The organism is Vibrio sp. 1457, from assembly GCF_033340195.1.
In the GTDB taxonomy this organism is placed as follows: Bacteria; Pseudomonadota; Gammaproteobacteria; order Enterobacterales; family Vibrionaceae; genus Vibrio; species Vibrio alginolyticus.
Map to the genome: position 1 here is coordinate 215,983 of NZ_JAWOWA010000005.1, position 25,775 is coordinate 241,757.

A 25,775-nucleotide genomic window follows, 5' to 3' on the forward strand; every position below is an offset into this window, starting at 1 on the left:
ATGAAGCATATTTCGCTCAGTTTCCACGAAAGTGGGGAGGAGTTATCGAGCGAGCTAAAATATAGTTAGGTTATACCCGTCTGTATTGTGGGAAGACTTGTTGGGTCTCTAAGTGACGGTGGCGCCTTCTATGTTGAAAAGCGTTTTAATTTCTTCCAGCACTTCTGGGTTAGCAATAGCACCAATGTTTTTTACAGCTTGTCCGTTTACCAATTGTTTCACTGCTAGCTCAACCAATTTGCCTGAGCGCGTTTTAGGAATATCACTGATAGCAAAAATTTGTCGTGGGACATGGCGCGGTGAACATTTTGTTTTCAATGTTTGGCGAATTGAATCGGTGAGTTGTTGGGTTAACTCGACGTTGTGAGCGAGTTTTACTAGTAACCAGATTTCTTCAGACTGCTGGTTTAACTTGCCGACAGCGATGGAGTCTTCAACCTCGGGTAACGCGTTCACTTGCTGATAGATTTCAGCGGTACCGATGCGTACGCCGCCTGGATTTAAGGTTGCGTCACTACGGCCATAAAAAATAAAGCCGCCATGTTCGGTTTGCATCACATCGTCGCCATGGTGCCAGATATCGGTAAACTTGCTCCAATAAGCGTTGTGATAACGTTCGCCGTTGTCGTGCCAGAAGCCAATAGGGAAGTTAGGTAGCGAGTTATTACAAGTCAGTTCGCCGCGTTTTTGCGTAATAGTATGTCCATCATCCTCTAGAACACGTGCGTCGATTCCCAGCCCTGAGCCTTGGCATTCACCTTTGTAAACTGGTGAAATAGGGTTTCCAAGTACAAAGCATCCGCAAATATCTGTGCCGCCAGCGATAGAAGCGAGATGCAAGTCCTGCTTGATGTGCTGATAGACATAATTAAATTGTTCTGGGTAAAGCACCGAACCAGTTGAGCACAGAGTTTTGAGTGACTTCAGGTTATGTTCTAGTTTTGGAGAGCAGTTCGCCTGCTCCAGTGCCTCTAAGTATTTCGCTGAAGTACCAAACAGCGACACGTTATGTTCTTCAGCTAATCGCCATAAGACGGAGTGATCAGGGTAAACCGGACTACCGTCGTAAATCACTAAGGCTGCACCACTCGCAAGAGCGGAAACATGCCAGTTCCACATCATCCAACCACATGTTGTGTAGTAGAAAACCTTGTCTTGCGATTTGATGTCGCAATGCAGTTGATGTTCTTTGAGGTGATTGAGCAAGGTACCGCCTGCGGAATGGACAATACACTTAGGTTGACCTGTTGTACCAGAAGAATACAAAATGAATAACGGGTCATTAAACAGCGTTGGTTGATATTGAATTGATTGTGGAGAAAAGTGGTGAGTAATATCGGACCAAGAAACAAACTCAGAAGTGCTAGCACTCTCAGCGTTTTGTAAATATTCGATTTGGCATACGCTAATAGTAGTCTCTTCGGAGGCACTGCTTAACTTACTACTAAGAGTGGTGTTCTTGTTCGTCATATCGAAAGCTTTGCCTCCGAACTGGTAGCCATCACAGCAAAAAAGAACTTTCGGTTTGACCTGACCAAAACGCTCTACGACGCTATCGATACCAAAATCAGGAGAGGTTGAAGTCCAAATGGCACCAAGACTGGTGGCCAGCATGGCAATAACGGTTTCAGGAAGGTAGGGCAAATAACCCGCAACGACATCGCCTTTACCGACACCACAATTGAGTAGCCATTGTTGAATGGCAGAAACTTGTTCAAGCAACTGTTTACCGGTGAGTTGTCGGTGTTCACCGCTTTCATTGCTAAAAACAATAAACTCACGCTCTGGTGATTGTTCAGCCTGAGATAGGAGGTTCTCTGCGTAGTTCAGCGTGGCGTCAGCAAACCATACTGTGTCTCTATTTACATGATGATGATTAGAACCTGTTGGTGTCCATTTGGGACTGCCAAGGCTCTTGACTTGCGAACCCATATCTCCGATTACGTTGCAATACTGCCAAGTATGTCGCCAAAATTCATCATTGTGCTCAATGGACCACTGGTGTAGAGACGTGTAATTGTTGAGTACGGCACCTTCGGCTTTGTCTTTATTAACCTTTTCAATGAACCGTAATAAGTTGCTATTGCTGACGCGCTCAGCAGATGGTGACCAAATAGGTGCAGAATTTGGCATAGGTCCCTCTAATTTCAATTCTTTTGAATATGACCAAAACAAAATAAAGGGGCGAACATAGCAGTGTTCGCCCCTTATCTGATCGTTTAAAGTTGTTCGGCAAGCTGAGGTAGTACCTCAAATAAATCACCAACCAATCCATAGTCAGCAACTTCAAAGATAGGAGATTCTGGATCTTTGTTGATCGCGACAATCACTTTGGATTCCTTCATTCCTGCAAGATGCTGGATGGCACCGGAAATCCCAACCGCTATATAAAGCTTAGGTGCAACGATTTTACCGGTTTGACCGACTTGTAAGTCGTTGGCAACAAACCCGGCATCAACTGCCGCACGAGAAGCGCCAATGGCAGCACCTAGTTTATCGGCAACTTGTTCGATCAACGCGAAGTTCTCTTTGCTACCGACTCCGCGTCCACCTGACACAACCACCTCTGCCGCGCTTAATTCAGGGCGCTCTGACACGGTTTTATCGGCAGAAACCAATTCAACCATTGGAGCTGAGATAGTGACCTGCTGATGCTTAATATCAGCTTGGTTGTGACAAGTAACCGGCTCAAACGCAGACGCGCGCACGGTGATGACGCGAACCTTGTCGCTGGTGGTCACTTTGGCAAATGCGTTTCCTGCATAAATAGGGCGGATAAAAGTGTTTTCATCGATAACTTGGACAATATCGGAAATTTGCCCAACGCCGAACTTCGCTGCTACTCGCGGTGCAAGGTCTTTCCCTTTTGATGATGAGCTAGCCCAGATTGCGTCAAAGCCTTCAGCAATACTCACTACAATAGGTGCGATACTCTCGGCAAATTGATGCTTAAGTTGTTCATAATCGACACAAATTACGTTTGATATACCATCAACGCGACAAGCTTGCTGAGCGACTTCTTCACACTGGTGGCCCACTACGATCAAAACATTGTCTTGGCTGACTTGTTTTGCTGCATTAACCACTTTGAGTGTGTCCGCATGCAATTGGTTATTGTCATGTTCTGCTATGATTAAGTTCTTCATGAAATCACCTTCGCTTCGTTACGCAGCTTATCGAGAAGCTCTGAGACAGATTCAACCTTGATGCCACCTTTTCTTTGCGCTGGCGGTGTGACTTCTTGAATGGTTTGGCTAAATACCACTTCAACACCCAGACTGTCAGGTGTGATGGTATCTAACGGCTTGCGCTTAGCTTTCATGATATTAGGCAAAGAGGCAAAACGCGGTTCATTCAGGCGTAAGTCAGTACTGATCACCGCAGGTAAGTTCATCGCGACCGTCATCAAGCCGCCGTCCACTTCTCTCACGACCTGAACTTTTTGATCTTCAATCTTCACGTCGGAAGCGAAAGTTGCTTGAGGCCAGTCAAGTAGGGCGGCCAGCATCTGAGCCACTTGGTTGTTGTCCGTATCAATGGATTGTTTACCCGTAATCACAAGCTGTGCTTGTTCTTGCTCAACTAGAGCTTTGAGCAGCTTAGCAACAACTAATGGCTCTATTTTGTCTTCAGTATCGACATGAATAGCGCGATCGGCGCCTAATGCAAGCGCGGTACGTAGTTGCTCCTGACACTGGCTACCGCCGGCACTGACAACGATGACTTCATCTGCAATACCTTGCTCCTTTAGTCGTACGGCTTCTTCAACGGCTATTTCGCAAAATGGATTAATCGTCATCTTGACGTTATTGGTTTCAACATCGCTATGGTCCGCTTTCACGCGAACTTTAACGTAGGGATCAATGACCCTTTTGATTGGCACTAGTATTTTCACGTTAGATTCCTTTTTACAGTGAAGACTATGTGTTTACAGTGAAGACGATGTGATGACGTCTTTAAAATGATGTTAATTTACCTTTACGTTTGCGTCAACTTTAAATATATTGTCGCTTAACAAGTTGGCAACATGCAAAGAAAAAGGAATGCAATCATGGAAAGAGACTGCATGGAATTTGATGTTCTGATTGTAGGCGCTGGTCCCGCAGGTTTGTCTGCGGCATGCCGAATCAAACAATTAGCAGCAGAAAAAAAACAAGACCTCTCTGTTTGCGTGGTAGAAAAAGGTTCTGAAGTTGGAGCGCATATTTTATCGGGTGCGGTGTTTGAAACGCGGAGTTTGGATGAGCTTTTTCCCGACTGGGAAGAGAAAGGCGCTCCGCTCAATACCAAAGTAAACCAAGATAAAACCTACTATCTAGGCAATGAGATCAATGGTCATGAACTGCCTTCTTGGGCGGTGCCTAATACGTTACATAACAAAGGTAATTACATCATAAGTTTGGGCAGTCTATGCCGATGGATGGCGTTGCAGGCTGAGAACTTGGGGGTGGAGGTCTACCCAGGTTTTACCGCCAGTCAAGCGATCATCGATGAAGATAGTCGTGTTTGTGGCGTGATCACGGGCGATATGGGATTAGATAAAAATGGTGAACAAAAAGGAAATTTCGAACCTGGTATTGAACTGCGAGCGAAGTTTACTTTATTTGCTGAAGGCGCACGGGGGCATATTGGTAAGCAGTTGATTAACCGATTTAATCTTGCTGAAGAGAAAACGCCTCAACACTACGCTATCGGTTTTAAAGAGCTGTGGGAAATCCCATCAGAGCAGCATCAGCAAGGTTTAGTAGTGCACGGATTAGGTTGGCCGTTATCAAATGAAGCTACAGGTGGCAGTTATCTCTACCATTTAGAGGGAAACCAAGTTGCCGTCGGGTTGATTGTTGACTTGAATTATAAGAATCCGCACTTGATTCCATTTGATGAGTTTCAACGTTTTAAACACCACCCGTTGATTGAGCAATACCTCAAAAATGGGAAGCGTATTAGCTATGGCGCGAGAGCGATTACCAAGGGCGGCTTTCATTCGCTTCCCACGCAGCAGTTTGCTGGTGGCTTGTTAATTGGCTGTGATGCAGGAACACTTAACGGCGCTAAAATCAAAGGCACACACACCGCAATAAAATCTGGAATGCTTGCCGCTGAAGCAGTATGTGAAGCCCTTGAGAGTCAGTCAGTTACTGCTGATTATCAAAAGCATTTCAAACAGTCTTGGCTGTATGAAGAGCTTTATCAAGCACGTAACTTCTCAAGTGGAATCCACCGCTTTGGATCGTGGCTGGGCGGTGGTTTAGCGCTGCTGGAACATAACGTGTTAAAAGGTAAAGCTAAGTGGCATATCCGCTGTGATAAGCCTGATCATCAGTCTCTGTTATTGGCGGAAAACAGCAATGAAATTGTCTATCCGAAGCCTGATGGCGTGTTAAGTTTCGATCGCCTCTCTTCCGTTTATCTATCCAATATCTTCCATGAGGAAGATCAACCATGCCACTTACGACTGGAGAACCAGCGGATCCCTATTGAGCAGAACCTTGAATTATATGCAGAGCCAGCACAGCGCTATTGTCCGGCTGGCGTGTATGAAATCGTACAGGGGGAGCAGCAGCCAGAGCTGCAAATAAATGCGGCCAACTGTATCCACTGTAAGACCTGCGACATCAAAGATCCAAGTCAAAATATTACCTGGACTCCGCCAGAAGGTGGTGGTGGTCCGAACTATCCAAATATGTAAGCGTTTGAGAATAATTTTTATTAACAATTTATTTACTTAAAGTTTGCGTTAGTTCAAATCTTTCTCGATGAACTCGATTGCAACTTAATCTTTCAGGCACTATTCTGATTTTAAATTGACGTTTACGTAAACTGAATACAAAGTTGATGCATAGGTGTAAAAGCGGTTACCAGTATCAAAGTTAGGTTTGATCAAATAGTGCTCAATGGAACGCACTTAAAATAACGAAAGGGAGATCAACTATGGTATCGGAATCGCCTCTGTTGCAGGTAAACGATATTTCATTGGCTTTTGGTGGGGTGAAAGCTTTAACTGACGTGAGCTTCCATGTGAATGAAAAGGAAATTTTTTCAATCATTGGTCCAAACGGTGCAGGTAAAACCTCAATGCTCAATTGCATCTCTGGTCGATACACACCAAACAAAGGCTCTGTAATCTTCGCTGGAGATGACGTAACTAAACGTACACCAAGCCAACGAGCTGAGTTAGGGCTGGGAAGAACCTTCCAAAACTTAGCGCTCTTTTCTCATATGTCGGTACTGGACAACATCATGGTTGGCCGACACCACCTACTGAAAAATAACTTCGTCACGGGGCCACTCTATTGGTTCTCCAATGCGCAGAAAGAGGAGATGGCGCACCGCAAATATGTGGAAGACGTGATCGATTTTCTAGAAATCCAGCACATCCGAAAAGCGACTGCAGGCACGCTATCTTACGGCTTACGTAAGCGTGTAGAGCTTGCTCGTGCCATTGCCTTAAAACCTAAGTTACTGCTGCTTGATGAACCAATGGCAGGTATGAACTTGGAAGAAAAGGAAGACATGGCACGTTACATCATGGATCTGAATGAAGAATTAGATATCACGATCATCATGATTGAGCACGACATGGGCGTGGTCATGGACATCTCTAATCGCGTTTTGGTTTTGGATTTCGGGAAACACATTGCTACGGGTGAGCCTGAAGAAGTGATGGCCAACCCACATGTGAAACAAGCGTACTTAGGCGAAGAGCTACCGACATTAGAGGAGAGTGCATAATGGCACAGCAACATAATGATTGGGCAGATATAACCCGCTTAGATACCTTTCCAAAAGTGTTGCAACACAATGCCAAGAACTGGCCCGAACAAGTCGCAATGCGTGAAAAGGAGTTTGGTATTTGGCGAGAGTTCACTTGGAAGGATTACGAAAACCGCGTCAAGTGGATGGCACTGGCACTACAAGATTTGGGTATTGGTGAGCAAGATGTCGTTGGTTTGTTAGGTGATAACCGCCCGGAATGGGTATGGGGCGAGTTAGCGGCACATGCGATCAAAGGTTTCTCGCTGGGCATCTATCAAGATTCTATGCACGAAGAGGTGGCGTACCTTATCAACTATGCCAAAGCAAAAGTCGTGATTGCCGAAGATGAAGAGCAATGCGACAAGCTGCTTGAGCTTGGTGATGAAATTCCTAGCGTTGAATACATTATTTACTGCGATCCTCGTGGAATGCGTAAATACGATGATCCAAGATTGATTGATGTTGAACAGGTCTACAAAAAAGGTCAGCTGATTGATAAAGCGGACCCAGACAAATATCTCAATATGGTTGTTGAAACCAAAGGCAGCGATCTTTCAATTCTTTGTACAACGTCGGGTACGACTTCTAAACCAAAATTGGCTCAGCTACACAGTGGCACGTTCTTGGATCACTGTGCGGCTTACTTGCGTGCAGACCCTCGTTCCCCAGGCGACAACTACGTTTCTGTTCTGCCTTTGCCTTGGATTATGGAGCAGGTTTACGTGGTTGGTCAGGCGTTGATTTCTCGTCAAATCGTTAACTTTGTGGAAGAACAAGAAACCATGATGTCCGACTTGCGTGAAATCGGTCCAAACTTTGTGCTGTTAGCGCCACGTGTGTGGGAAAACATTGTGGCAGACGTGTCTGCACGAATGATGGATTCGACACCGTTTAAGCAAAAGATGTACAAACTGGGCATGAGCTTAGCCAACAAAGCGTTAGAGCAGGGCAAACGTTCTAAACTCGCCGAATGGATTCTTTTGCGTGCTTTGCGAGACCGTTTAGGCTTTTCGAACCTAACATCTGCTGCAACGGGCGGGGCGGCGATGGGGCCTGACACTTTCCGTTACCTACAAGCTATTGGTGTGCCACTTAAGCAGCTTTATGGTCAGACCGAAATGTGTGGCGCATACACTGTGCACCAAGCGGACGATGTGGATTACGATTCCGTTGGTGTTGCGTTTGATAATGCAGATGTGAAAGTCATCAACCCGGACAGCAATGGCGTTGGTGAAATCATCGCGAAAAGTACAGGCATGTTTACTGGCTACTTAAACAACCAAGCAGCATATGATGAAGATGTTCAAGATGGTTGGATGCACACAGGCGATGCGGGCTATTTTAAAGATTCCGGTCACTTGGTGGTGATTGATCGTCTGAAAGATATGTCGGAAACCAGCCATGGCGACCGTTATTCGCCACAGTTTATCGAAAACAAACTCAAGTTCTCGCCGTTTATTGCAGAAGCCGTGGTGGTAGGTAAAGGTCGACCTTGGCTGTCTGCCATCATCTGTATTCGCTATGCGATCGTCGCGAAGTGGGCAGAGCAACGCGGCTTGGCATTTACCAACTACACCAACTTATCTGCTCAACCAGAAGTGTACCAAGCGATTCGTGAAGAAGTTCAAAAAGTGAACGAATCCCTACCAGATGCACAGAAGATCAGTAAATTCATTCTACTTTACAAAGAGTTGGATGCCGACGATGGAGAGCTAACTCGCACACGTAAAGTACGCCGTGGTGTGGTTGCAGAGAAATACGGAGACATCATCGAAACCATCTACAGCGACGATCCAAAAGTCGATGTCGATACAGTGATCACTTATCAAGATGGCACTAAAACACGCATTCAAACGTCGCTAGTTATTGAAACGCTTATTGAGCATGAGCCAACACTAGTGGATAGCGAACAACGGAGGATCGCATAGTGAATACGGATTTATTACTGCAACTCGTCATTAATGGCGTGATCGTTGGCATGTTGTATGGCGTTGTCGCCATGTGCTTTGTATTGATTTACAAATCGACCCAGGTGGTCAACTTTGCTCAGGGTGAGTTCTTGTTGATTGGCGCATGGGTATGTTGGGCGGCATTGGTGCACCTACAGTTACCGTTTTTTATTGGCTTTTTACTCACGCTTGCGTTCATGATGATTTTTGGTATCGCCGTGCAAACCATTGTGCTCAGACCGTTGATTGGTGAACCGATTATCTCTGTGATCATGGTGACCATCGGTCTATCGATGTTTTTCCAAGCGCTGATGAAGTGGATATTCGGTGTCTCGGCTGTGTCGTACCCGCAAGTGTTCGAAACCAACGTGGTAAATATCGGAGGTTTGAATGTTGAGTTTGCTTACATTCTGAGCTTGATCTTCTCAATGCTCATCATGGGCGCGTTCTACTGGTTCTTCAAATTCAGCAAAATGGGTCTGGCAATGCGCGCAACGGCATTCAACCAGCAAGTAGCCCAGAGTCTTGGCATTTCCATCAAGAAAGTGTTCGCCATCAGTTGGGCCATTTCGGCAATGGTATCTGCAACAGCAGGGATTGTTATCGGTATCGTTAACGGCGTATCTGACGCGCTATCCATTATTGGTATCAAAGTTTTCCCAGCCGTTATTTTAGGTGGCTTAGATTCGGTAGTCGGCGCAATTGTCGGTGGTATTACCATCGGGGTGCTAGAAAACTTGGCTGAGTTTTTTGATAGCCAATACCTGCAAGTGGGTAACTTATACAACATCGCACCATTCTATGTGCTGTTAATCATTCTTGCCTTCAAGCCATATGGCCTGTTTGGTACCAAAGATATTGAGCGTATTTAAGGAGAAATAACATGGCTCAACTTAGCATGCGCCCATGTGGTGATTTTCGAACCACATACAAAAGCGATACGCCAATTTTTGAAACCAAAACCATCAGAAGCCTTGCGATTGCTGGTGTCATCGCCATGCTGGCAGCACCGCTGGTCTTGGATATTTACTTCCTAAACCTGTTTATTCAGATTGCATACCTCGGTATCGCGGCATTGGGCTTAAACATTTTGGTTGGTTTTACCGGACAAATCTCGCTAGGTCACGGTGCGTTCTTTGGCTTTGGCGCCTTTGCATCGGCTTGGCTAAATAACCAGTTTAATATTCCAGTTGTGTTTGCGATTCCGCTTGCGGGTTACTTAACCATGATTGTGGGGATGCTGTTTGGTCTGCCAGCGGCTCGAATTAAAGGTTTATATCTAGCCATCGCAACGTTGGCGGCGCAGTTTATTTTAGAGGACTTCTTTGCTCGCGCAGATTGGTTCAGTGGCGGCTCATACGGTGCAAGCGCGAACCCAATTAATTTGTTTGGCTTTGAGTTTACGACTGACGAAAGCTTCTTCTACATCGCTCTGTTTGCGCTGATCTTCATGTATATGTGGGCATCAAACTTAATCCGTTCTCGTGACGGTCGCGCGTTTGTCTCAGTACGAGATCACTATCTATCAGCAGAGATCATGGGCATCAACCTAACCAAGTATCGTCTGCTCTCATTTGGAGTGTGTGCATTCTATGCAGGCATCGGGGGGGCACTCTACGGACATTATCTAGGGTTTGTATCAGCAGAAGGCTTCACCATCATGATGTCTATCCAGTTCTTGGCAATGATCATCATTGGTGGCTTGGGTTCAGTCAAAGGCACATTGATGGGGACGATATTTATCGTATTGCTGCCTGAAGTTTTAGAGTTTGGTGTAACGGGGCTTTCAGCGTTTGGTGATACCACCGCTTTCACTGATGGTCTGGCTTACTTCAAAGAAATGGCGATTGGTTTAGTCATCATGCTGTTCCTTATTTTCGAACCTCAAGGATTATCGCATCGCTGGCAACAGATTCGAGCATATTGGAAACACTATCCGTTCTCATATTAACGTGGAATTAAGTGGAATATACCTCAATAACAAGGACAACGAGTTATGAATAAAGGACATTTAGCGACAACGTTGGTGCTGTCATCTGCACTGTTTACTACCGCAACTTGGGCAAAAGATTCTGTGTTTGTCGGGCAATTAGTCGACTTTTCTGGACCAACTGCCTATGTGAGCAAGCCTTATGGTTCTGGCGTGCGAGACGCATTGCGTTGGATTAACCAAAACGGTGGCATTAACGGTACCGAGCTCGAATTTGAAACAGTAGACATGGCGTACAAAGTACCAGTGGCGATTTCTAACTATAAACGTTGGGTGGCGCGTAAAGACATGGTTGCGCTGCAAGGTTGGGGTACGGCGGATACCGAAGCACTTATTTCGTTTGTTACCAAAGACAAAGTGCCGGTGTTCTCTGCTTCTTACTCTGGTCACTTAACTGACCCAACTGGCAAAAACCCAAAAACCGCGAAACCAGCGCCTTATAATTTCTTTTATGGTGCGTCGTACTCAGATGCGTGCCGTGCGCTAGTTAAGTGGGCGAAAGAAGATTGGGAATCTAAGGGCAACCAAGGTGCGCCGAAATTTACGCACATTGGCGATAACCATCCATTCCCGAATGCGCCAAAAGAAGCGTGTGCAGAGTACGCCAAAGAACTTGGTTTTGATGTACAAAACCCAGTCGTTGTGTCACTAAAACCAGGGGACTTCAAAGCGCAATGTTTGTCGCTGAAAGAGTCAGGCACCAACTACGGTTACATTGCTAATATCGGTAGCTCGGTTATCTCACTAGTGAAGTCTTGTAACACGGTTGGGACAGAGTTCCAGTACATGGCAAACATTTGGGGCGGCGATAAGCCAGTGCTTGAAGCAGCAGGCGATGGCCTTAAAGATTACGTTTTCCCAGGTATGACAGCGTTTTGGGGAGATGATAATGAAGGCATGAAACTGGTCCGTGAGATTTCTAAGCAGTCTGAATCAGAGCCGGGCGAATTCAGAACTCACCATTACATTCGCGGTATTTGTTCTGCGTTCTATATGAAAGAAGCAATGGAGTGGGCGAAAGACAACGGTGGTATCACAGGTGAAAACATCAAGAAGGGCATGTATGTCCATGACAACTGGGTACCACAAGGCTTAGAAGGTGTTTGTGTCCCTGCGAGCTGGAAACCGGAAGATCACCGAGGCACAACAACCGTGAACGTCTTTATGGGCAACAACGATGGCGGCGCAGTTGATATTAAGAAAGTATCTCAGGTGACATTGTCACGTCGTGACGATTGGCTAGGTTACTAATCTACGACTTATTAATAACAAAGCTTACTGAAAATAAGGATGGGTGAGAGAACACTCTCACCCTAGCAAGGAGTAGCTTGATGGCTGAATTAGCAACGAATATCGAACCGGCAGAAATACTGCTTTCAGTGAACAACATTGAAGTCGTCTACGACGAAGTAATACTAGTACTTCGCGGTGTGAGTTTAGAAGTTCCAAAAGGGCAGATTGTGACCTTACTGGGCGCCAACGGTGCGGGTAAATCCACAACGTTGAAAGCCATTTCTGGTTTATTGAAAACCGAAGATGGTGAAGTGACGCGCGGCGAAATCAACTTCATGGGCGAGCGTATAGACAACAAAAACCCGGAAGAGATCGTCCGTTCGGGCATCTTCCAAGTTATGGAAGGGCGCCGAATTGTTGAAGATATGACGGTAATAGAAAATCTTCGCTTAGGCGCTTATACACGCACTGACAACGAAGTTGAACAAGACATCGAAATGGTGTTTGACTATTTCCCGCGACTCAAAGAGCGCACTGGCCTGGCGGGCTACTTGTCTGGCGGTGAGCAACAAATGTTAGCGATTGGCCGAGCTTTAATGGCTCGACCGAAGATGATTTTGTTGGACGAACCGTCTATGGGGCTTTCTCCGCTGCTAGTTAAAGAAGTATTCAGTATTATTAACAAGATCAACAAAGAGCAAGGTATTACCATGCTTTTGGTTGAACAGAATGCCAACTTCGCTCTTCAAGCGGCCGATTACGGTTACATCATGGAATCAGGCAAAATCGTACTAGATGGCAGCAAGCACGAATTGCTAAACAATGAAGACGTAAAAGAATTCTACCTTGGCGGCGGCGATGAAGATCGCAAGAGCTTTAAGAATCTGAAATCTTACAAACGTCGTAAGCGTTGGTTGTAAGGAGCAAGGATGAACGAACTATTTGATGCGAAAGAATCGTTGTCTCTACAGGCGCGAGAAGAGTCGCTGTTTCAACGTTTGCCAGCACTGATTGAGAATTCGAAAGCCAATAGCGAACATTACGCAGCGCATTTTTCTGAGTTAGATCCTACATTGGCAAACAATCGTGAAGGGCTTGCTCAGTTCCCGATTACACGTAAGTTCAATGTACCTAATCAGCAGCAACTTAAACCGCCGTTTGGTGGCTTAAATAGCGTTGCCATTGGTCAAATGGCGCGCGTATTCCAATCTCCTGGGCCGTTGTATGAGGCTCAAACGGATGAGGCCGATTTCTGGCGTATGGGGCGCGCGTTTCACACTGCTGGGTTCTGTGCGGGTGATTTAGTGCATAACACGCTCTCTTACCATTTCTCTCCTGGCGGATTTATTATGGATGGTGGCGCAAGGGCTTGTGGCTGTGCGGTATTTCCGGCTGGAGTAGGCAATACCGAAGCGCAAATAGAGGCAATTAAACAGCTTCAACCTAATGGTTACACTGGTACACCTTCGTATTTGCTGACGTTGCTACAAAAGTATCAAGAGAAATACAATGAGCTGCCTAGCTTTGAGAAAGCTCTGGTCTCTGGTGAAGCGGTTACAGCAGACATGCAACAGATGTTTGAGGAAAAAGGCATTGCAGTATTTCAAGCCTACGCAAGTGCAGAGCTTGGTTTGATTGCTTATCAAGTGTCTGGTGAACAAGGATTAGTGATTGCCGAAGATATTATTGTTGAAATCGTTGATCCTGATGGTGTTCCTGTACAACCGGGAGAAGTCGGTGAAGTCGTTGTAACGTCGCTCGATGAGAAGTTCCCGCTGATTCGCTACGCAACGGGAGATTTATCGGCATATCTAGAGATTAGTTCTGATTCTTCACGCACGAATGCACGAATTAAGGGCTGGATGGGACGAGCAGACTCCGCGGTGAAAGTAAAAGGGCTGTTTGTTTATCCGCATCAGATCCAAGAAGTCTGTCGTCGCCACGATATTAAAGGCTCCTTGAAAATTGAGCGCGATGGCTTCAACGATGCCATTACTTTCTGTTGTCATGATGTGCATGTATCAGCAGAGGACATTCAAGCAACACTACAGTCAGTCACTAAACTGAAAGGCAATGTCCAGTTTGTACCGAACCAAGCGGAGCAGCCGTTAATCAATGATCTTCGCAGTTAACTCATTGGTGGCATAAGTGCAGTAGAAAGTGGTTGTCATAAAAAACTAACAACGTCAGACAAAAGGCTAGAAAAGGGATACCACATTGCGCTGCGTATCCCTTTATTTTTTACTACCGCAATCAGGGAGCGGGTAAATGAAACAGGCACCAATGATTAACACACAATTCTGGGATGATTTGTTTATCCGAGGCACTATGCCTTGGGATGCCCAATCGACACCTCAAGAACTCAAGGACTATCTTGACAATTCACTTCATGTAGGCCAGTCAGTGTTTATTCCTGGGTGTGGTGCCGCTTATGAACTGAGCACTTTTATTCAATATGGGCATGACGTGATCGCGATGGATTACAGCCAAGAAGCGGTAAAAATGGCGCAATCAGCGTTAGGTAACTACAAAGATAAAGTCGTATTGGGTGATGTATTTAATGCCGATTTTTCTCACTCGTTTGATGTCATTTACGAGCGGGCCTTTCTCGCAGCACTACCGAGAGACATGTGGTCAGAATACTTTGCTATGGTGGATAAATTGCTGCCAAGAGACGGTTTTCTAATTGGTTTTTTCGTCATTGATGATAATTACCTATCACGCTTCCCTCCATTTTGTTTGCGAAGTGGGGAGTTGGCAGCTTTTCTAGAGCCCACGTTTGAACTTGTGAAGTCCTCAGTGGTGGCAAACAGTGTTGAGGTTTTTAAAGGCAGAGAGCAATGGATGGTGTGGCAGAAGTGTTAGTCGCTTTTAATCTTTTTGAAGAAGTATTCGCGGAAACTGTCTGGTTCTTTGTGAATCGCTGATATATAAGTCTTCACTCTATGCCTGATGGAATGCTCACATAGTTTGTCGGTTTGTGTGAAAAATTAATTTCTCGTTGCTGGTTTTAAGTTGTTGAGATATCTCTAACAGCGGTTGAGTGGTTGAGTTTATTGCTGGCACGGGTTATGTGCTCAGAGCGTAAAGCGACAGATCAGCATCGATCCGAAAGGTAGTAGAACGTCTCTTACTGATCTGTCTATTTCATGCTTATACTATTTTAGGTTGACCATCTGATGCGGTGGCACCGCCGTCTACAGGTAGGTTTGCGCCATTAATGAAAGATGCGTCATCACTTGCCAAGAAAGTCACGACAGACGCAATTTCTTCAGGTTCGGCTGCTCGGCCAAGCGCAATGCGCTCATTGAATTTATCGCGGATGTCCTGCGGCCAGCCGTTCGTCATGTTGGTTTTTACTAAGCTTGGGCATACGGCGTTAATTCTTACCCCATCCGCACCATGGTCCAATGCCATCGCTCGGGTAAGGTTCACCACTGCGCCTTTACTCGCGCAATAGAATGCGGCACCCCAGTCACCACCCAAACCGGAAACGGACGCGGTATTTACCATACAACCTTTCGTTTTTAAGAGTTCAGGTAACGCAAACTTCGCGCAATAAACGACGCCGTCAATGTTTACACCAGAGATCTTCTTCCAGTCTTCCACACTACCTTCAATCACGGTACCAGGGACATGTACGCCTGCATTGTTTACTAAAATATCCAGTTTACCGAAACGGGTAACAACATCAGAAATCAGTGCTGCGACTTTGTCTGGATCAGAAACATCAATGGAATGTGCCGACACACGCTGTTTATCAAAGCCCTCAACGGCGTTTGCCAACTGCTCTTCATTCCAATCGGCAAGAGCGACGTTTGCGCCTTCTTCATACAAACGTTTTGCGATGGCCAAACCAATACCATTGGCAGAGCCAGTCACGAGTGCGACTTTATTTTTTAATCCTCTCATGCGATTTCTCCTTCGAAACTTACAAAAACGGGATCTTGATTTTTCTCTGTGCGCGGCAACATCAGTTTGTCGTTGTCGCTGTAATCTACGGGGATAGCCACCACTGCTGGTCCTTCAACATCCATGGCTTTATTCAATGTCGGTAGTAATTCGTGTTGACTAGTCACTGCGAAGCCTTTCGCGCCAAATGATTCGGCGTAGACCTTGAAATCAATTGGTCCAAATTTCACACCAGAGCAGCGCTGATATTTGTTGACCTCTTGCATTTCTACCATGTTGTAGGCGTTATCAACCCACACAATATGGACGATATTGCAGTTCAGTCTAACCGCGGTTTCTAACTCCATGCTCGATTGCATAAAACCGCCGTCTCCTGATATCGATACCACTTTGCTACCAGGTTTTAGTAGGCTGGCACCAATGGCCCATGGGAGTGCAACGCCCATCGTTTGTTGGCCGTTAGACACCAGCATTTGGCGAGCTCGAAAACAGCTTAAGTAACGAGCGATCCAGATGTGGAAGCTCCCCATATCAAGGCATAGCGTGGTATCTGGTGTGATGATGGATTGCATGGCTTTAATTAGCGCCAGTGGATGAAACCCTTGCTTGTTATAGACATTGGGATAGGTCTTGATCACTTGCCGTTGCAGTGCTACCTCTTCCAGTACTGAAAGTGCCGTTGGGGAAAGGCGAGCATATTCAGAGATATAGCTGCCCATTTTGTCTAATGACTGCGCAATGTTTCCGACGATTTCAACACAAGGTTGATAATTAAGTTGGTATTCTGCTGGTTCAATATCGAGGTGAATCACTGGGTTGCGGTGGCTGTTCCAAAGCTCAGGGTCATACTCTATTGGGCTAAAGCCGATGGTGAGAATTAAATCGGCGTCCCGCAGTAAAACATCGCCAGGTTGGTTATTAAACAAACCGACACGCCCAGCAAAGTGATGATAGTAATTGATGTCTACCGTGCCGGCGGCCTGGTAAGTGCCGACAACGGGTAGCTGCGTATTTTGAAGAAACCGAGCGATAGCAGCAGCGTTTTGACTGCGGCTCGCGTGAAGGCCAAGTAAAACCACACAGCGCTTTGCTTTACTGATTCGACTGACCGCATCTTCGATTGCTGCGATGTCTGCGCAACCAGGCTGTGTGTAAGGCGAGGGGACAATAATGTCCGTTTGGGTTTGCTCGGATAAAACATCTTGGGGGAGACTCAAAAAGCAAGCCCCAGGACGACCTGACTCTGCGATACGAAATGCGTTCGCCATGATCTCGCTTGCGGCGTCCACATGCTGCACTTCAGCACTGAACTTAGTTATAGAGCGAAAAATACTGACGGTATCCATGCTCTGGTGTGTTTGTTTTTGCTGGTCAGTTCGTTTCACCGCACCACCGATAGCAATCAGCGGATCGCCTTCGGAGTTTGCTGTTGCCACCCCCGTAACTAGATTTCCACAGCCAGGGCCTGACGTAACCATTGTGACGCCTGCTTTGCCGGTTAGTCTTCCCATAACGCCCGCCATAAATGCGCCGTTAGCCTCGTGGCGTACCGGAATCATTTGGATGTTAGTGTCTTCAATCGCATCGAACAGTCGATCGATTTTTGCACCGGGAATACCGAAAATGTACTTAATGCCGAGAGACTCTAGCTGTTGAGCGATCAACTGAGCTCCATTTTTATTTGAAGGTTTGGATTGCATTTGTTGTCCTTATTATTTGCCTGACTTTGTTACTTTTCCGCCTTTTCTATGGCGGTATTTATATCTTCCGGAGCCAAATTGGCGTTGAGGAAGTCTGTCGATACTGGGGTATCAATCACTAGCCGTGAGACTTTGCCAATCTGGAGAAATCCTGACGAAATGCTGTAATCCTGGATATGACCACCTCCTTGGCGGTCATCGGTAATAAAGTGTTCGTGATAGCCGGGCACATTAATGCCAGTCGTGTATTTAGGACTGCGAAAGCCGGCGACCACGCCTTGCTTATGCGTGAAGCGGAATGTTGGTTGTTCTTTGACCACTTCAAGCATTGGCCGATAAGGGCGTGTTTGTTTAGGTACGGTACGAGTGCGAACTGAATCGAAAACGCCATCAATGCGCACTGCGCAAAATAGGTTATCGCTTGGAACCAGGTCGTCTATGAGGCTATGGACTTCATGACGTGACATGCGCGATGTCAATGGCAGCTCGATATCAGGCTTAAAAAAAGTCATGACAGCAAAGGGCGTTTTTTGCTCTAGGTCTGCCGGGTTTGCGGAGCCATCCGACTTGAGTTGAAAAACTTCCTTATCAAAAGCAATCAACTCACCATCCAATTCATTGAACGTACCTAAACCAAAATCCCCATGTTTCAGCAGTTCTTCTATGGTTGTCGAGCCTTCGTAAACACCAGCGATCAAAGCACTCATTAACGAAGTCTGATAAATCTCACCATCTCCGGTAACGTGATGGTATTCAGAAAATTCTTTCGCTACTTCAAGCGAACAAGCGCATAGAGGGTTATAAAATCCACGCATGAGTAAGACCAGTTATGCAATGAAGAGTATATTTAGATTGACTTCTACACGGTGCTAAATCCAATATAAAAAAGATTTATTTTGATATGGAAAATATATGGAATTTCGCTACCTGAAGTATTTTGTCGCGGTCGCCGAGACTCGTCACTTTACCCGAGCAGCTGAACGGTTAGGGATTGCGCAACCTCCTTTGAGTCAACAAATCAAAAAGCTAGAGCACGAGCTTGGCGTGGACTTATTTAAGCGCTTGTCTAGAGGAGTAGAACTGACCCATGCAGGGCAAGTCTTTTATACGGATGCGGTAAATATTCTTGCTGATGTGGAACGCGCTAAAGCAAAAGCCCGACAGATTGCCCGTGGTGAAAATACGCAGGTTAAAATTGGGTTCGCGACGTCAACATCAACCTGCATTAAGGTATTGGAGAGGATTGGGCGTATTCAAGAGAATGGGGTTCATTTACAGACGGCGGAACTGTCAATGCCAGAGCTTGCCACTCAGTTAAAAAGCAAACAACTTGATCTCGCAATCATGCGGCTACCCTGTTACGCCAGTGAGCCTTTTGAGCACAAGGTGTTGTTTAACGACCCGTTTGTCGCGGTGATTCCGGCGGGCCACGAACTGGCAAAGTATCCCTGTATCCAGATGAAACAGTTGAGAGGCCATAAAATTTTACTGTTTCCACGAGAGACTGGACCCGCATTGTTTGATGGCATGAGTACACTTTTTGCCGACGCAGGAGTAAGGCTCGAACCACAGTTCGCAGCACCGCAACTTCGTACGACGATTGCCATGGCGCAGGCCGGGTTAGGTATTGCTCTCGTTCCGCGCTCACTGGCTGAACATCTCGATGATTCCGCGACAGTCGCCGAGATTGAGGATATCCCTCTCACTAGTCGTGTTGTTGTTGCTTGGGAGGCATCTAATCTCAATAAACAAGCGCTAAAAGTAGCCATGCACATCGGTCATGTTGAGGCTTAAAGATGAGTCATCGAACTGGCTCTGATAGCCACAGGCAAATGTGATACTCTCACTCGTTATATGCAAAGCTATGCTTTGGTTGAATAGACAAATCTTACTCAACGAATAGAACTTACTGAGGATGTACCAATGATATACGCTGCGGTCTTTGATATGGACGGGTTGCTGATTGATTCAGAACCTTTGTGGAAGGAAGCGGAAAAGCAGGTGTTTTCATCAGTTGGTGTCCAAGTGACCGAAGTGCTGTCAAAGCAGACTGCAACTATGACGACAGGTGAAGTAACAAGGTTTTGGTATGAACGTAATCCTTGGCAAGAAAAGAGCCTAGAGGAAGTAGAGAATGCTGTTGTGGATAAAGTGGAGGCATTAATAATTGAAAAAGGATGCGAATTAGAGGGTGTTACAGAAACACTCAAATTGCTTAAGGAAAAAGGGTTTAAGATAGGGTTGTCTACTAATTCACCTTATCAACTCATTCCCATCATTTTGAACAAACTCGGTATTGCCAGTTACTTTGACGCGATATCATCGTCAGACGATGTAGAGCAGGGTAAGCCAGAGCCAGATGTCTACCTTTTAACAATCAATAAACTAGGTGTAGATTCAAGTAACTGTATTGCCTTTGAAGACTCTTATTCGGGTATGCTTGCGGCAACACGAGCAAACATAAAAACAGTCGTGATACCTCAACCTGATAAGTTCTACCAAGAGTTTAATGAAGCCAGTCTAAAGCTGCAAAAGCTATCAGAGTTTAATGAAAGCCATTTGGCGAGTTTAATGGACTTGAATTTGAAAGAAACAATTGCACCAACACCGCATGAAAGTTTTTTAGAAGAAGGACTTGATTGTGAATAGTCGGTCGCTGAAAAAATACCTACTGCCAATGTTCTTATTGGTTTTACCTATAGAATCATTCGCAAAAGATACGACTATGTTGGACGAGCTCAATAATCGATTTGTTACATTTGAAAGGCGATTTGATGATTGTATCAACTCTGCTTCTCAAAATGATATGAGTGAAAACATTGTCGGTCAGATTCAAGCGCTTAATATTGATTTTGAAATTTCGGTTGGCTATTTATACAAACAATCACTTTATTTATGCTCTGATGATGAATTCAGTGATTTAGCAAGAATTATCATGATAATTGAAACCTCCGATAATGATGGATTGCAATTATCAAAGGCAAAAGCTAGTCAAATTAGAAAGCTACTTTTTAGCAAAGTGGATTTACGTTTAGAGTCGAAGTTTCAAAGTTTACCGCAAGATAAAAAGGAAGCATTACTGAGCATTGCGAAAAAGCTTGAACCTTTTGATCTCGTAAGCATGCATGAACGACTTCAGGCAATGTAGACTTATGAAAGAATGTTTTGAGTAGATTCTTAACGCTTGGCTTTTTCATTAAGATTGAGTATTAGGTTCAACGCCTCTAGCTCTTACACAAGATCTAGAGGCATCCATTTTTTATTGACTTAAACGTGTCGAGCTAAGATTTTAACCCTGCAGCGGTCATCATGACGCGAAATAACATAGACACTAACCCTAATGCAGCGACGCTAACGACCCAAATTCCAACCATCCAAGCCCACTGGCGGCACCAATTTTTGATTTTCATACTCACTCCTTATCAACTCGTTAATGGTACGCTTCGTCTTCTTTCACTTTTCCGGAGAAGACGTAGTAACTCCAAAAGGTGTAAGCCAGAATGATCGGGATGATGATCACCGCTCCAACGAGCATAAAGCGCTGACTGCTTGCAGGAGCCGCTGCTTCCCATATCGATATGCTAGGAGGAATGATATTTGGCCAGATACTGATGCCAAGCCCAGCGAACCCGAGAATCACGATCACCAATGCCATCACGAAAGGGCTGCGCTCTTTACGCTTTTTAACGGAGTCGGCAATCTTCAAACAGACCAGCCCAGTAATGACAGGTACGGGCAGTAAGTAGAACAAATTAGGCAGAGAAAACCATCTTTCCGCAATGGCAGGGTAAGCAAGTGGAGTCCAAGCGCTCACAATGACTAATGCGGAGATCATTGCCAGTAGTGTTTTGTTAGTGAAGCGGTACATCGTGTTTTGCAGTTCACCTTCCGTCTTCATGATGAGCCATGTGCTACCAAGCAGCGCGTACGTTGCGACTAAACCCAAACCACAAAAGATGGGAAAAGGGCTGAGCCAGTCGAGTTGGCTACCTACGAAGACGCGGTTTTCCACCGCAAAGCCTTGAATTACCGCGCCAACAACGATGCCTTGGAAAAACGTGGTTAAAATCGAGCCGACCATAAAAGAGCGATCCCAGAACTTTAAGTGGCTTTCCAATGCTTTAAAGCGAAACTCAAACGCGACGCCACGAAAGATCAAAGCAATCAACATCAACGTTAAAGGGATGGTTAGCGCTTCAATAATCACCGCGTAAGCCATCGGAAAAGCGCCAAATAGAGATGCGCCTCCAAGCACAATCCAAGTTTCGTTGCCGTCCCAAACTGGCGCGACACTGTTGACCATGACGTCTTTTTGTTTTTCATCCTTGATGAAGGGCATCAGTATTCCAATACCCAAATCGAAGCCGTCCATGATGATGTACATCAAAGTGGCAAAAACGATGATCGCGAACCAAATCACGGATAAATCAAAATGCATATTCTCTACCTTCACTTTGTGACAAATTCTAAATGCGACCTGAAACGGTCGTCATGTCGTGCTCATCGTGTTCGATTGCATCGGGGCCTTTCTTGATTTGGTGGATCATATAGTAATAACCAAAACCAAATACCAAGCTGTATACAACAAGGAAACACAGCAGGCTGATGCTCATTTGTAGGTCTCCGTGTGCAGAAACCGCATCACGCGTTTTTTGTACGCCATACACGACCCAAGGTTGCCGACCAACCTCTGTCGTAAACCAGCCAGCGAGTATTGCGATAAGACCAGATGGCCCCATAAACAATGAAAACTTGAGGAACCAACGCGAAGTATAAAGCGTGTTCTTTTTTCGTAACCATATGCTGTAGAAGCTTTGAAAAATCATCAGAAGTCCTAGCCCGACCATGATTCGAAATGACCAAAAGACGATAGGTGAGTTCGGTCGTTCCTCTTTCGGGAAGTCTTTCAGCGCCGGGATTGGCTCAGTTAAACTGTGGCGTAGGATCAAACTTCCTAAAACAGGAATTTCTAAGGCATAGTCTGTGCGTTCTTGTTCCATGTTTGGCATGCCGAACAATATCAATGGGGTTGGTTTGCCATCGCTGTTATCCCAATGTCCTTCGATGGCAGCGATTTTGGCGGGCTGGTGTTCCAGAGTGTTTAGCCCGTGCACATCGCCAATCACGGCTTGGAGTGGCGCAAGGAACACTAAGATCCCGAGCGACATCGAAAACATGGTTTTTACCGCAGTCGATTGATTGCCTCTCAATAAATGCCAAGCGGCTGACGCGCCTACAAAGAGTGCTGAACTGACGAAAGCCGCGACGCTCATGTGCGCCAAACGATAAGGAAATGAAGGATTGAAAACGATAGCAAACCAGTCGGTTGGCACCACACGTCCGTCGACAATTTCATAGCCTTGTGGCGTTTGCATCCAACTGTTGGAGGCGAGAATCCAGAACGTCGAAATGATCGTGCCTAACGCCACCATCGAGGTTGCAAAAAAGTGCAGCTTTTCGCCGACGCGACGCCACCCAAACAGCATTACGCCAAGAAATCCGGCTTCGAGAAAGAAAGCCGTTAACACTTCATAAGTCAGTAATGGGCCAGTGATAGAACCAGCGAAGTCGGAGAAACCACTCCAGTTGGTGCCGAATTGATAGGCCATGACAAGACCAGATACAACACCCATTCCAAAGTTAACCGCAAAAATTTTCGACCAGAAGTGATAGAGCTTTTGGTAATCGGGATTGCGTGTTTTTAGCCATAAGCCTTCCAGCACGGCGAGATAGGTGGCCAAACCTATGGTGATAGCGGGGAAAATAATATGAAAGGATACCGTAAAGGCGAACTGTATCCGTGCAAGCATAAATGCGTCGAGGCCAAACATTAAACTTCCTTTGATCTTTTAAGTTTTATGAGAGAGCTATTTTAAGAGGAGCGGAATGAGGGAAGTAGGTACAGACAGTGACTATAAACCTATAACAGATTAAATATTGAAGTGTTATTATTTTGAATTCGGCTTTATGGAAGGGGATTTGCGTTTGGCGAAGTATCAAGAGTTAGTGGAACAGCTTAAAAGGCAGATAAAATCGGGGATATGGCATCCGGGTGACAAGCTGCCTTCGCTGCGTCGCCAATCTGAACACTCGGGTTTGAGCTTGATGACGGTGTTGCACGCGTATCAAATTCTGGAATCTCAAGGCTGGGTCACGTCACAGCCGCGATCTGGTTATCGAGTAGCGCCCAATATTAAGAGCTCAAATGAACCCCAAGCGCCAGCCGCGGTTTCGTGGACTGAGCAGGTAGACATCAATGAGTTTATCTTTGATGTTCTGCAGGCGAGTAAAAATCCATCCATGATCAATTTTGGCTTTGCCTATCCAGACCCAAGTTTGTACCCACGATATCACGTGAATCGGGCGATGAGCGCAGCCGCTCGCAATATGCCGATTTCCACCACCTTTGATAACTTACCGCCGGGAAACGAGCAATTACGCACCATCATCGCGAAGCGTTATGCTGCGAAAGGCATTGAAATTTCACCCGATGAAATTGTCATTACGGCAGGCGCGCTGGAGGCGTTAACGCTCAGTTTGCAAGCCTGCACAAGACCGGGAGATTGGGTGGTTGTGGAGTCGCCTGCATTTTATGGTGCATTGCAATCCTTAGAGCGGTTAGGTTTGAAAGCGCTCTCAGTAAGAACAGACCCAGTCACGGGCATTGACCTAGACTCATTGGAACGAGCGCTGCAAACACACGATGTGAAAGCGTGCTGGCTGATGTCGAACTTCCAGAATCCTCTGGGTTTTACGCTTTCTAACGAGAAAAAACAAAAGCTGATTGAACTGACACAGCGATATAACGTGCCAGTGATTGAAGATGACGTGTACAGCGAACTGCATGCAGGGAATGACTCGGTTTATCCACTAAGAATGTTTGATGACACGGGCAATACCATGTTGTGCTCCTCGTTTTCAAAATCATTAATCGCAGGGCTACGTATTGGTTGGGTTGCGGCGGGAAAGCGGGCGCTAGAGGTACAAAAGTTACAGTTAATGAGTACATTAGCGACGAGTGCACCAGTGCAAATGACATTGGTACACTATTTAACAAGCCGCAATTATGAATCTCATTTGAAGCAGTTACGGAAAAAGCTGTTTGAACGTAAAAGTAAGATGACGGTTCTGCTTAGTGAGCTGTTACCTGAAGCAGTCAAAGTGTTAAGCCAAAGCGGTGGGTACTTTATTTGGTTAGAGCTTCCCAAGCATATTGATGCCTTGCCGATATATCGAGAAGCGCTAAAAGGTAATATCAGCATCGCACCGGGAAAGATGTTCAGCCTGACAGAACAATACGATCACTGTATTCGTCTTAACGCTTCTTTTGAGCTCAATGACAAATATGTTCATGCTCTCAATCTGCTCGCTAATATTATTCGCGAGCATTTGGCGAAATAGCGACTTTCTTCAGTTTTTTGGTTTAATGGAGCGCGCCGGATTTCCAACAACTCGATCGCCCGGCGCAACGTCTTTGGTTACGACAGAGCCAGCGCCGACGACGGCCTCATCGCCAATGGTCACGCCCGGCAGTATGATTGCGCCCCCACCAATCCAAACGTTATTGCCAATTGTTACCGGTTTGGCGATCTCATCTCCGGCTAAGCGTCTTTGTGTATCGAGTGAATGAGCGGCTGTGTAAATTTGCACTCTAGGCCCAATCATGACGTTCGCGCCAACCTCAACCTGCCCATTGTCCAGAATAATGGCATCCCAGTTGATGTAGGTGTTTTCTCCGATGGACAAGTGACAACCGTAGGTAAGTTGTAGCGGTGGCTCTATACAGGCGCTGTTTTTTAATTGGACGCCCATTTCCGCCAATAGTTGTCTACGGATATCTGGGTTTGGCTCGTGGTTAAATTGGAAGACAAGCTGCGCAGTTTTGGCGCGCATTAGCTTTAGTTCTTCATCCAGACAATTATAGGCTTCTCCAGAGCGCATCCGAGTCAGTTCTGACATAACAATCATTCCATCAATGTTATTTGCAACAAGGTGCATAATAGGTGAGAGTGATTCGAAGTGAAAATTTGATGCTTAAAAATCAGAAAGTTATCACTGATTTGCCTTGCGTATTCAGTTGGTTTATTGGCTCGTTTAGTTCACAAAGACGTACTCCCTAAATGGCTTAATCGGTTGAAGCCAAAGTGGGAAACCACTCGAAGCGTTTTGTATAGATTACAATATAGTTAATAAGAAGAACTTAATTGAGCCGCTTGCGCTATCGATTGGGCTAAA

General features: G+C 45.7%; 23 protein-coding genes. 13 read left to right on the forward strand and 10 right to left on the reverse strand.

Annotated features, from left to right (window positions below):
* Positions 1-108 precede the first annotated feature (108 nt).
* From R7Z41_RS07670 to R7Z41_RS07680, 3 genes are all read right to left on the reverse strand, one after another.
* Positions 109-2,133: an acetoacetate--CoA ligase gene (locus tag R7Z41_RS07670; RefSeq protein WP_225477446.1), complete on the reverse strand. Its 2,025-nt coding sequence runs from the start codon at positions 2,131-2,133 to the stop codon at positions 109-111.
* An 86-nt stretch (positions 2,134-2,219) separates the two neighbouring features.
* A complete protein-coding gene (locus R7Z41_RS07675; RefSeq protein WP_054574671.1) occupies positions 2,220-3,146 on the reverse strand; it encodes an electron transfer flavoprotein subunit alpha/FixB family protein in 927 nt (308 codons plus the stop codon).
* The gene (locus R7Z41_RS07680) at positions 3,143-3,895 is read right to left on the reverse strand and encodes an electron transfer flavoprotein subunit beta/FixA family protein (RefSeq protein WP_005386149.1); all 753 of its coding nucleotides are present in this window, start codon (positions 3,893-3,895) and stop codon (positions 3,143-3,145) included. The genes R7Z41_RS07675 and R7Z41_RS07680 overlap by 4 nt, the downstream gene beginning before the upstream one ends.
* A gap of 156 nt (positions 3,896-4,051) precedes the next feature.
* Here R7Z41_RS07680 and R7Z41_RS07685 point away from each other — a divergent pair, with 156 nt between their 5' ends.
* The 9 genes from R7Z41_RS07685 to R7Z41_RS07725 all read left to right on the forward strand — a co-directional run bounded on the left by R7Z41_RS07685 (position 4,052) and on the right by R7Z41_RS07725 (position 14,793).
* Complete coding sequence (locus tag R7Z41_RS07685) at positions 4,052-5,689, forward strand: electron transfer flavoprotein-ubiquinone oxidoreductase (RefSeq protein WP_206970201.1); 1,638 nt, start codon at positions 4,052-4,054, stop codon at positions 5,687-5,689.
* A gap of 242 nt (positions 5,690-5,931) precedes the next feature.
* A complete protein-coding gene (locus R7Z41_RS07690; protein ID WP_005373297.1) occupies positions 5,932-6,732 on the forward strand; it encodes an ABC transporter ATP-binding protein in 801 nt (266 codons plus the stop codon).
* Positions 6,732-8,684 carry a long-chain fatty acid--CoA ligase gene (locus R7Z41_RS07695; protein WP_054576076.1) on the forward strand — a complete coding sequence of 651 codons (1,953 nt, stop codon included), beginning with the start codon at positions 6,732-6,734 and terminating at the stop codon, positions 8,682-8,684. The genes R7Z41_RS07690 and R7Z41_RS07695 overlap by 1 nt, the downstream gene beginning before the upstream one ends.
* The gene (locus R7Z41_RS07700) at positions 8,684-9,577 is read left to right on the forward strand and encodes a branched-chain amino acid ABC transporter permease (RefSeq protein ID WP_005373295.1); all 894 of its coding nucleotides are present in this window, start codon (positions 8,684-8,686) and stop codon (positions 9,575-9,577) included. The genes R7Z41_RS07695 and R7Z41_RS07700 overlap by 1 nt, the downstream gene beginning before the upstream one ends.
* A gap of 11 nt (positions 9,578-9,588) precedes the next feature.
* Positions 9,589-10,656 carry a branched-chain amino acid ABC transporter permease gene (locus R7Z41_RS07705; RefSeq protein ID WP_005382737.1) on the forward strand — a complete coding sequence of 356 codons (1,068 nt, stop codon included), beginning with the start codon at positions 9,589-9,591 and terminating at the stop codon, positions 10,654-10,656.
* Positions 10,657-10,701: 45 nt separating this feature from the next.
* Positions 10,702-11,946, forward strand: a complete 1,245-nt coding sequence (locus R7Z41_RS07710) for an ABC transporter substrate-binding protein (protein WP_206970198.1) — start codon at positions 10,702-10,704, stop codon at positions 11,944-11,946.
* Positions 11,947-12,026: 80 nt separating this feature from the next.
* Positions 12,027-12,848 (forward strand): ABC transporter ATP-binding protein, encoded by an 822-nt coding sequence (locus R7Z41_RS07715; RefSeq protein ID WP_054574668.1) that lies wholly within the window; start codon positions 12,027-12,029, stop codon positions 12,846-12,848.
* 9 nt (positions 12,849-12,857) lie between these two features.
* Positions 12,858-14,060 (forward strand): phenylacetate--CoA ligase family protein, encoded by a 1,203-nt coding sequence (locus R7Z41_RS07720; protein WP_206970195.1) that lies wholly within the window; start codon positions 12,858-12,860, stop codon positions 14,058-14,060.
* Positions 14,061-14,196: 136 nt separating this feature from the next.
* Positions 14,197-14,793, forward strand: coding sequence for a methyltransferase domain-containing protein (locus R7Z41_RS07725; protein WP_206970192.1), 597 nt, complete (start codon positions 14,197-14,199; stop codon positions 14,791-14,793).
* 288 nt (positions 14,794-15,081) lie between these two features.
* Here R7Z41_RS07725 and R7Z41_RS07730 read toward each other — a convergent pair whose 3' ends face one another.
* From R7Z41_RS07730 to budA, 3 genes are read right to left on the reverse strand one after another with little or no spacing between them, the layout of a single operon-like run.
* Positions 15,082-15,840 (reverse strand): SDR family NAD(P)-dependent oxidoreductase, encoded by a 759-nt coding sequence (locus R7Z41_RS07730; protein WP_033906433.1) that lies wholly within the window; start codon positions 15,838-15,840, stop codon positions 15,082-15,084.
* Positions 15,837-17,540, reverse strand: a complete 1,704-nt coding sequence (gene alsS, locus R7Z41_RS07735; RefSeq protein ID WP_206970189.1) for an acetolactate synthase AlsS — start codon at positions 17,538-17,540, stop codon at positions 15,837-15,839. Before alsS ends, R7Z41_RS07730 begins: the two co-directional genes overlap by 4 nt.
* 29 nt (positions 17,541-17,569) lie before the next feature.
* Positions 17,570-18,355 (reverse strand): acetolactate decarboxylase, encoded by a 786-nt coding sequence (gene budA, locus R7Z41_RS07740; protein WP_017820349.1) that lies wholly within the window; start codon positions 18,353-18,355, stop codon positions 17,570-17,572.
* A 97-nt stretch (positions 18,356-18,452) separates the two neighbouring features.
* Between budA and R7Z41_RS07745 the strand changes: the two genes are divergently transcribed.
* From R7Z41_RS07745 to R7Z41_RS07755, 3 genes are all read left to right on the forward strand, one after another.
* Positions 18,453-19,334: a LysR family transcriptional regulator gene (locus R7Z41_RS07745; protein ID WP_017820348.1), complete on the forward strand. Its 882-nt coding sequence runs from the start codon at positions 18,453-18,455 to the stop codon at positions 19,332-19,334.
* A 129-nt stretch (positions 19,335-19,463) separates the two neighbouring features.
* Positions 19,464-20,189, forward strand: a complete 726-nt coding sequence (gene hxpB, locus R7Z41_RS07750; protein ID WP_053349210.1) for a hexitol phosphatase HxpB — start codon at positions 19,464-19,466, stop codon at positions 20,187-20,189.
* The gene (locus tag R7Z41_RS07755) at positions 20,182-20,688 is read left to right on the forward strand and encodes a hypothetical protein (protein WP_020480907.1); all 507 of its coding nucleotides are present in this window, start codon (positions 20,182-20,184) and stop codon (positions 20,686-20,688) included. The genes hxpB and R7Z41_RS07755 overlap by 8 nt, the downstream gene beginning before the upstream one ends.
* Positions 20,689-20,821: 133 nt before the next feature.
* On the opposite strand, the gene R7Z41_RS07760 is transcribed toward R7Z41_RS07755, so the two are convergent.
* Genes R7Z41_RS07760 through R7Z41_RS07770 form a run of 3 tightly spaced genes read right to left on the reverse strand, consistent with a single transcriptional unit; the run spans position 20,822 to position 23,371 of the window.
* The gene (locus R7Z41_RS07760) at positions 20,822-20,950 is read right to left on the reverse strand and encodes a DUF2474 domain-containing protein (protein WP_005373267.1); all 129 of its coding nucleotides are present in this window, start codon (positions 20,948-20,950) and stop codon (positions 20,822-20,824) included.
* Positions 20,951-20,970: 20 nt separating this feature from the next.
* Positions 20,971-21,978, reverse strand: a complete 1,008-nt coding sequence (gene cydB, locus R7Z41_RS07765) for a cytochrome d ubiquinol oxidase subunit II (protein ID WP_017820345.1) — start codon at positions 21,976-21,978, stop codon at positions 20,971-20,973.
* Positions 21,979-22,006: 28 nt separating this feature from the next.
* A complete protein-coding gene (locus R7Z41_RS07770) occupies positions 22,007-23,371 on the reverse strand; it encodes a cytochrome ubiquinol oxidase subunit I (protein ID WP_005373264.1) in 1,365 nt (454 codons plus the stop codon).
* 136 nt (positions 23,372-23,507) lie between these two features.
* Here R7Z41_RS07770 and R7Z41_RS07775 point away from each other — a divergent pair, with 136 nt between their 5' ends.
* Positions 23,508-24,941, forward strand: a complete 1,434-nt coding sequence (locus R7Z41_RS07775; RefSeq protein WP_017820344.1) for a PLP-dependent aminotransferase family protein — start codon at positions 23,508-23,510, stop codon at positions 24,939-24,941.
* A 9-nt stretch (positions 24,942-24,950) separates the two neighbouring features.
* Here the strand turns inward: R7Z41_RS07775 and R7Z41_RS07780 are convergent, their stop codons facing one another.
* Positions 24,951-25,499: a sugar O-acetyltransferase gene (locus R7Z41_RS07780; RefSeq protein WP_017820343.1), complete on the reverse strand. Its 549-nt coding sequence runs from the start codon at positions 25,497-25,499 to the stop codon at positions 24,951-24,953.
* Positions 25,500-25,775: the final 276 nt, after the last annotated feature.

What these genes read in the sequence shown, in the direction of transcription:
- budA (WP_017820349.1), bottom strand. Translation starts at nt 18,355, where the DNA reads ATGCGTGGATTTTATAACCCTCTATGCGCTTGTTCGCTTGAAGTAGCG.
- R7Z41_RS07695 (WP_054576076.1), top strand. Translation starts at nt 6,732, where the DNA reads ATGGCACAGCAACATAATGATTGGGCAGATATAACCCGCTTAGATACC.
- cydB (WP_017820345.1), bottom strand. Translation starts at nt 21,978, where the DNA reads ATGCATTTTGATTTATCCGTGATTTGGTTCGCGATCATCGTTTTTGCC.
- R7Z41_RS07745 (WP_017820348.1), top strand. Translation starts at nt 18,453, where the DNA reads ATGGAATTTCGCTACCTGAAGTATTTTGTCGCGGTCGCCGAGACTCGT.
- R7Z41_RS07730 (WP_033906433.1), bottom strand. Translation starts at nt 15,840, where the DNA reads ATGAGAGGATTAAAAAATAAAGTCGCACTCGTGACTGGCTCTGCCAAT.
- R7Z41_RS07675 (WP_054574671.1), bottom strand. Translation starts at nt 3,146, where the DNA reads ATGAAGAACTTAATCATAGCAGAACATGACAATAACCAATTGCATGCG.
- R7Z41_RS07690 (WP_005373297.1), top strand. Translation starts at nt 5,932, where the DNA reads ATGGTATCGGAATCGCCTCTGTTGCAGGTAAACGATATTTCATTGGCT.
- R7Z41_RS07685 (WP_206970201.1), top strand. Translation starts at nt 4,052, where the DNA reads ATGGAAAGAGACTGCATGGAATTTGATGTTCTGATTGTAGGCGCTGGT.
- R7Z41_RS07775 (WP_017820344.1), top strand. Translation starts at nt 23,508, where the DNA reads ATGGAAGGGGATTTGCGTTTGGCGAAGTATCAAGAGTTAGTGGAACAG.
- R7Z41_RS07720 (WP_206970195.1), top strand. Translation starts at nt 12,858, where the DNA reads ATGAACGAACTATTTGATGCGAAAGAATCGTTGTCTCTACAGGCGCGA.
- R7Z41_RS07760 (WP_005373267.1), bottom strand. Translation starts at nt 20,950, where the DNA reads ATGAAAATCAAAAATTGGTGCCGCCAGTGGGCTTGGATGGTTGGAATT.
- R7Z41_RS07770 (WP_005373264.1), bottom strand. Translation starts at nt 23,371, where the DNA reads ATGTTTGGCCTCGACGCATTTATGCTTGCACGGATACAGTTCGCCTTT.
- R7Z41_RS07705 (WP_005382737.1), top strand. Translation starts at nt 9,589, where the DNA reads ATGGCTCAACTTAGCATGCGCCCATGTGGTGATTTTCGAACCACATAC.
- R7Z41_RS07780 (WP_017820343.1), bottom strand. Translation starts at nt 25,499, where the DNA reads ATGTCAGAACTGACTCGGATGCGCTCTGGAGAAGCCTATAATTGTCTG.
- alsS (WP_206970189.1), bottom strand. Translation starts at nt 17,540, where the DNA reads ATGCAATCCAAACCTTCAAATAAAAATGGAGCTCAGTTGATCGCTCAA.
- R7Z41_RS07670 (WP_225477446.1), bottom strand. Translation starts at nt 2,133, where the DNA reads ATGCCAAATTCTGCACCTATTTGGTCACCATCTGCTGAGCGCGTCAGC.
- R7Z41_RS07710 (WP_206970198.1), top strand. Translation starts at nt 10,702, where the DNA reads ATGAATAAAGGACATTTAGCGACAACGTTGGTGCTGTCATCTGCACTG.
- hxpB (WP_053349210.1), top strand. Translation starts at nt 19,464, where the DNA reads ATGATATACGCTGCGGTCTTTGATATGGACGGGTTGCTGATTGATTCA.
- R7Z41_RS07725 (WP_206970192.1), top strand. Translation starts at nt 14,197, where the DNA reads ATGAAACAGGCACCAATGATTAACACACAATTCTGGGATGATTTGTTT.
- R7Z41_RS07715 (WP_054574668.1), top strand. Translation starts at nt 12,027, where the DNA reads ATGGCTGAATTAGCAACGAATATCGAACCGGCAGAAATACTGCTTTCA.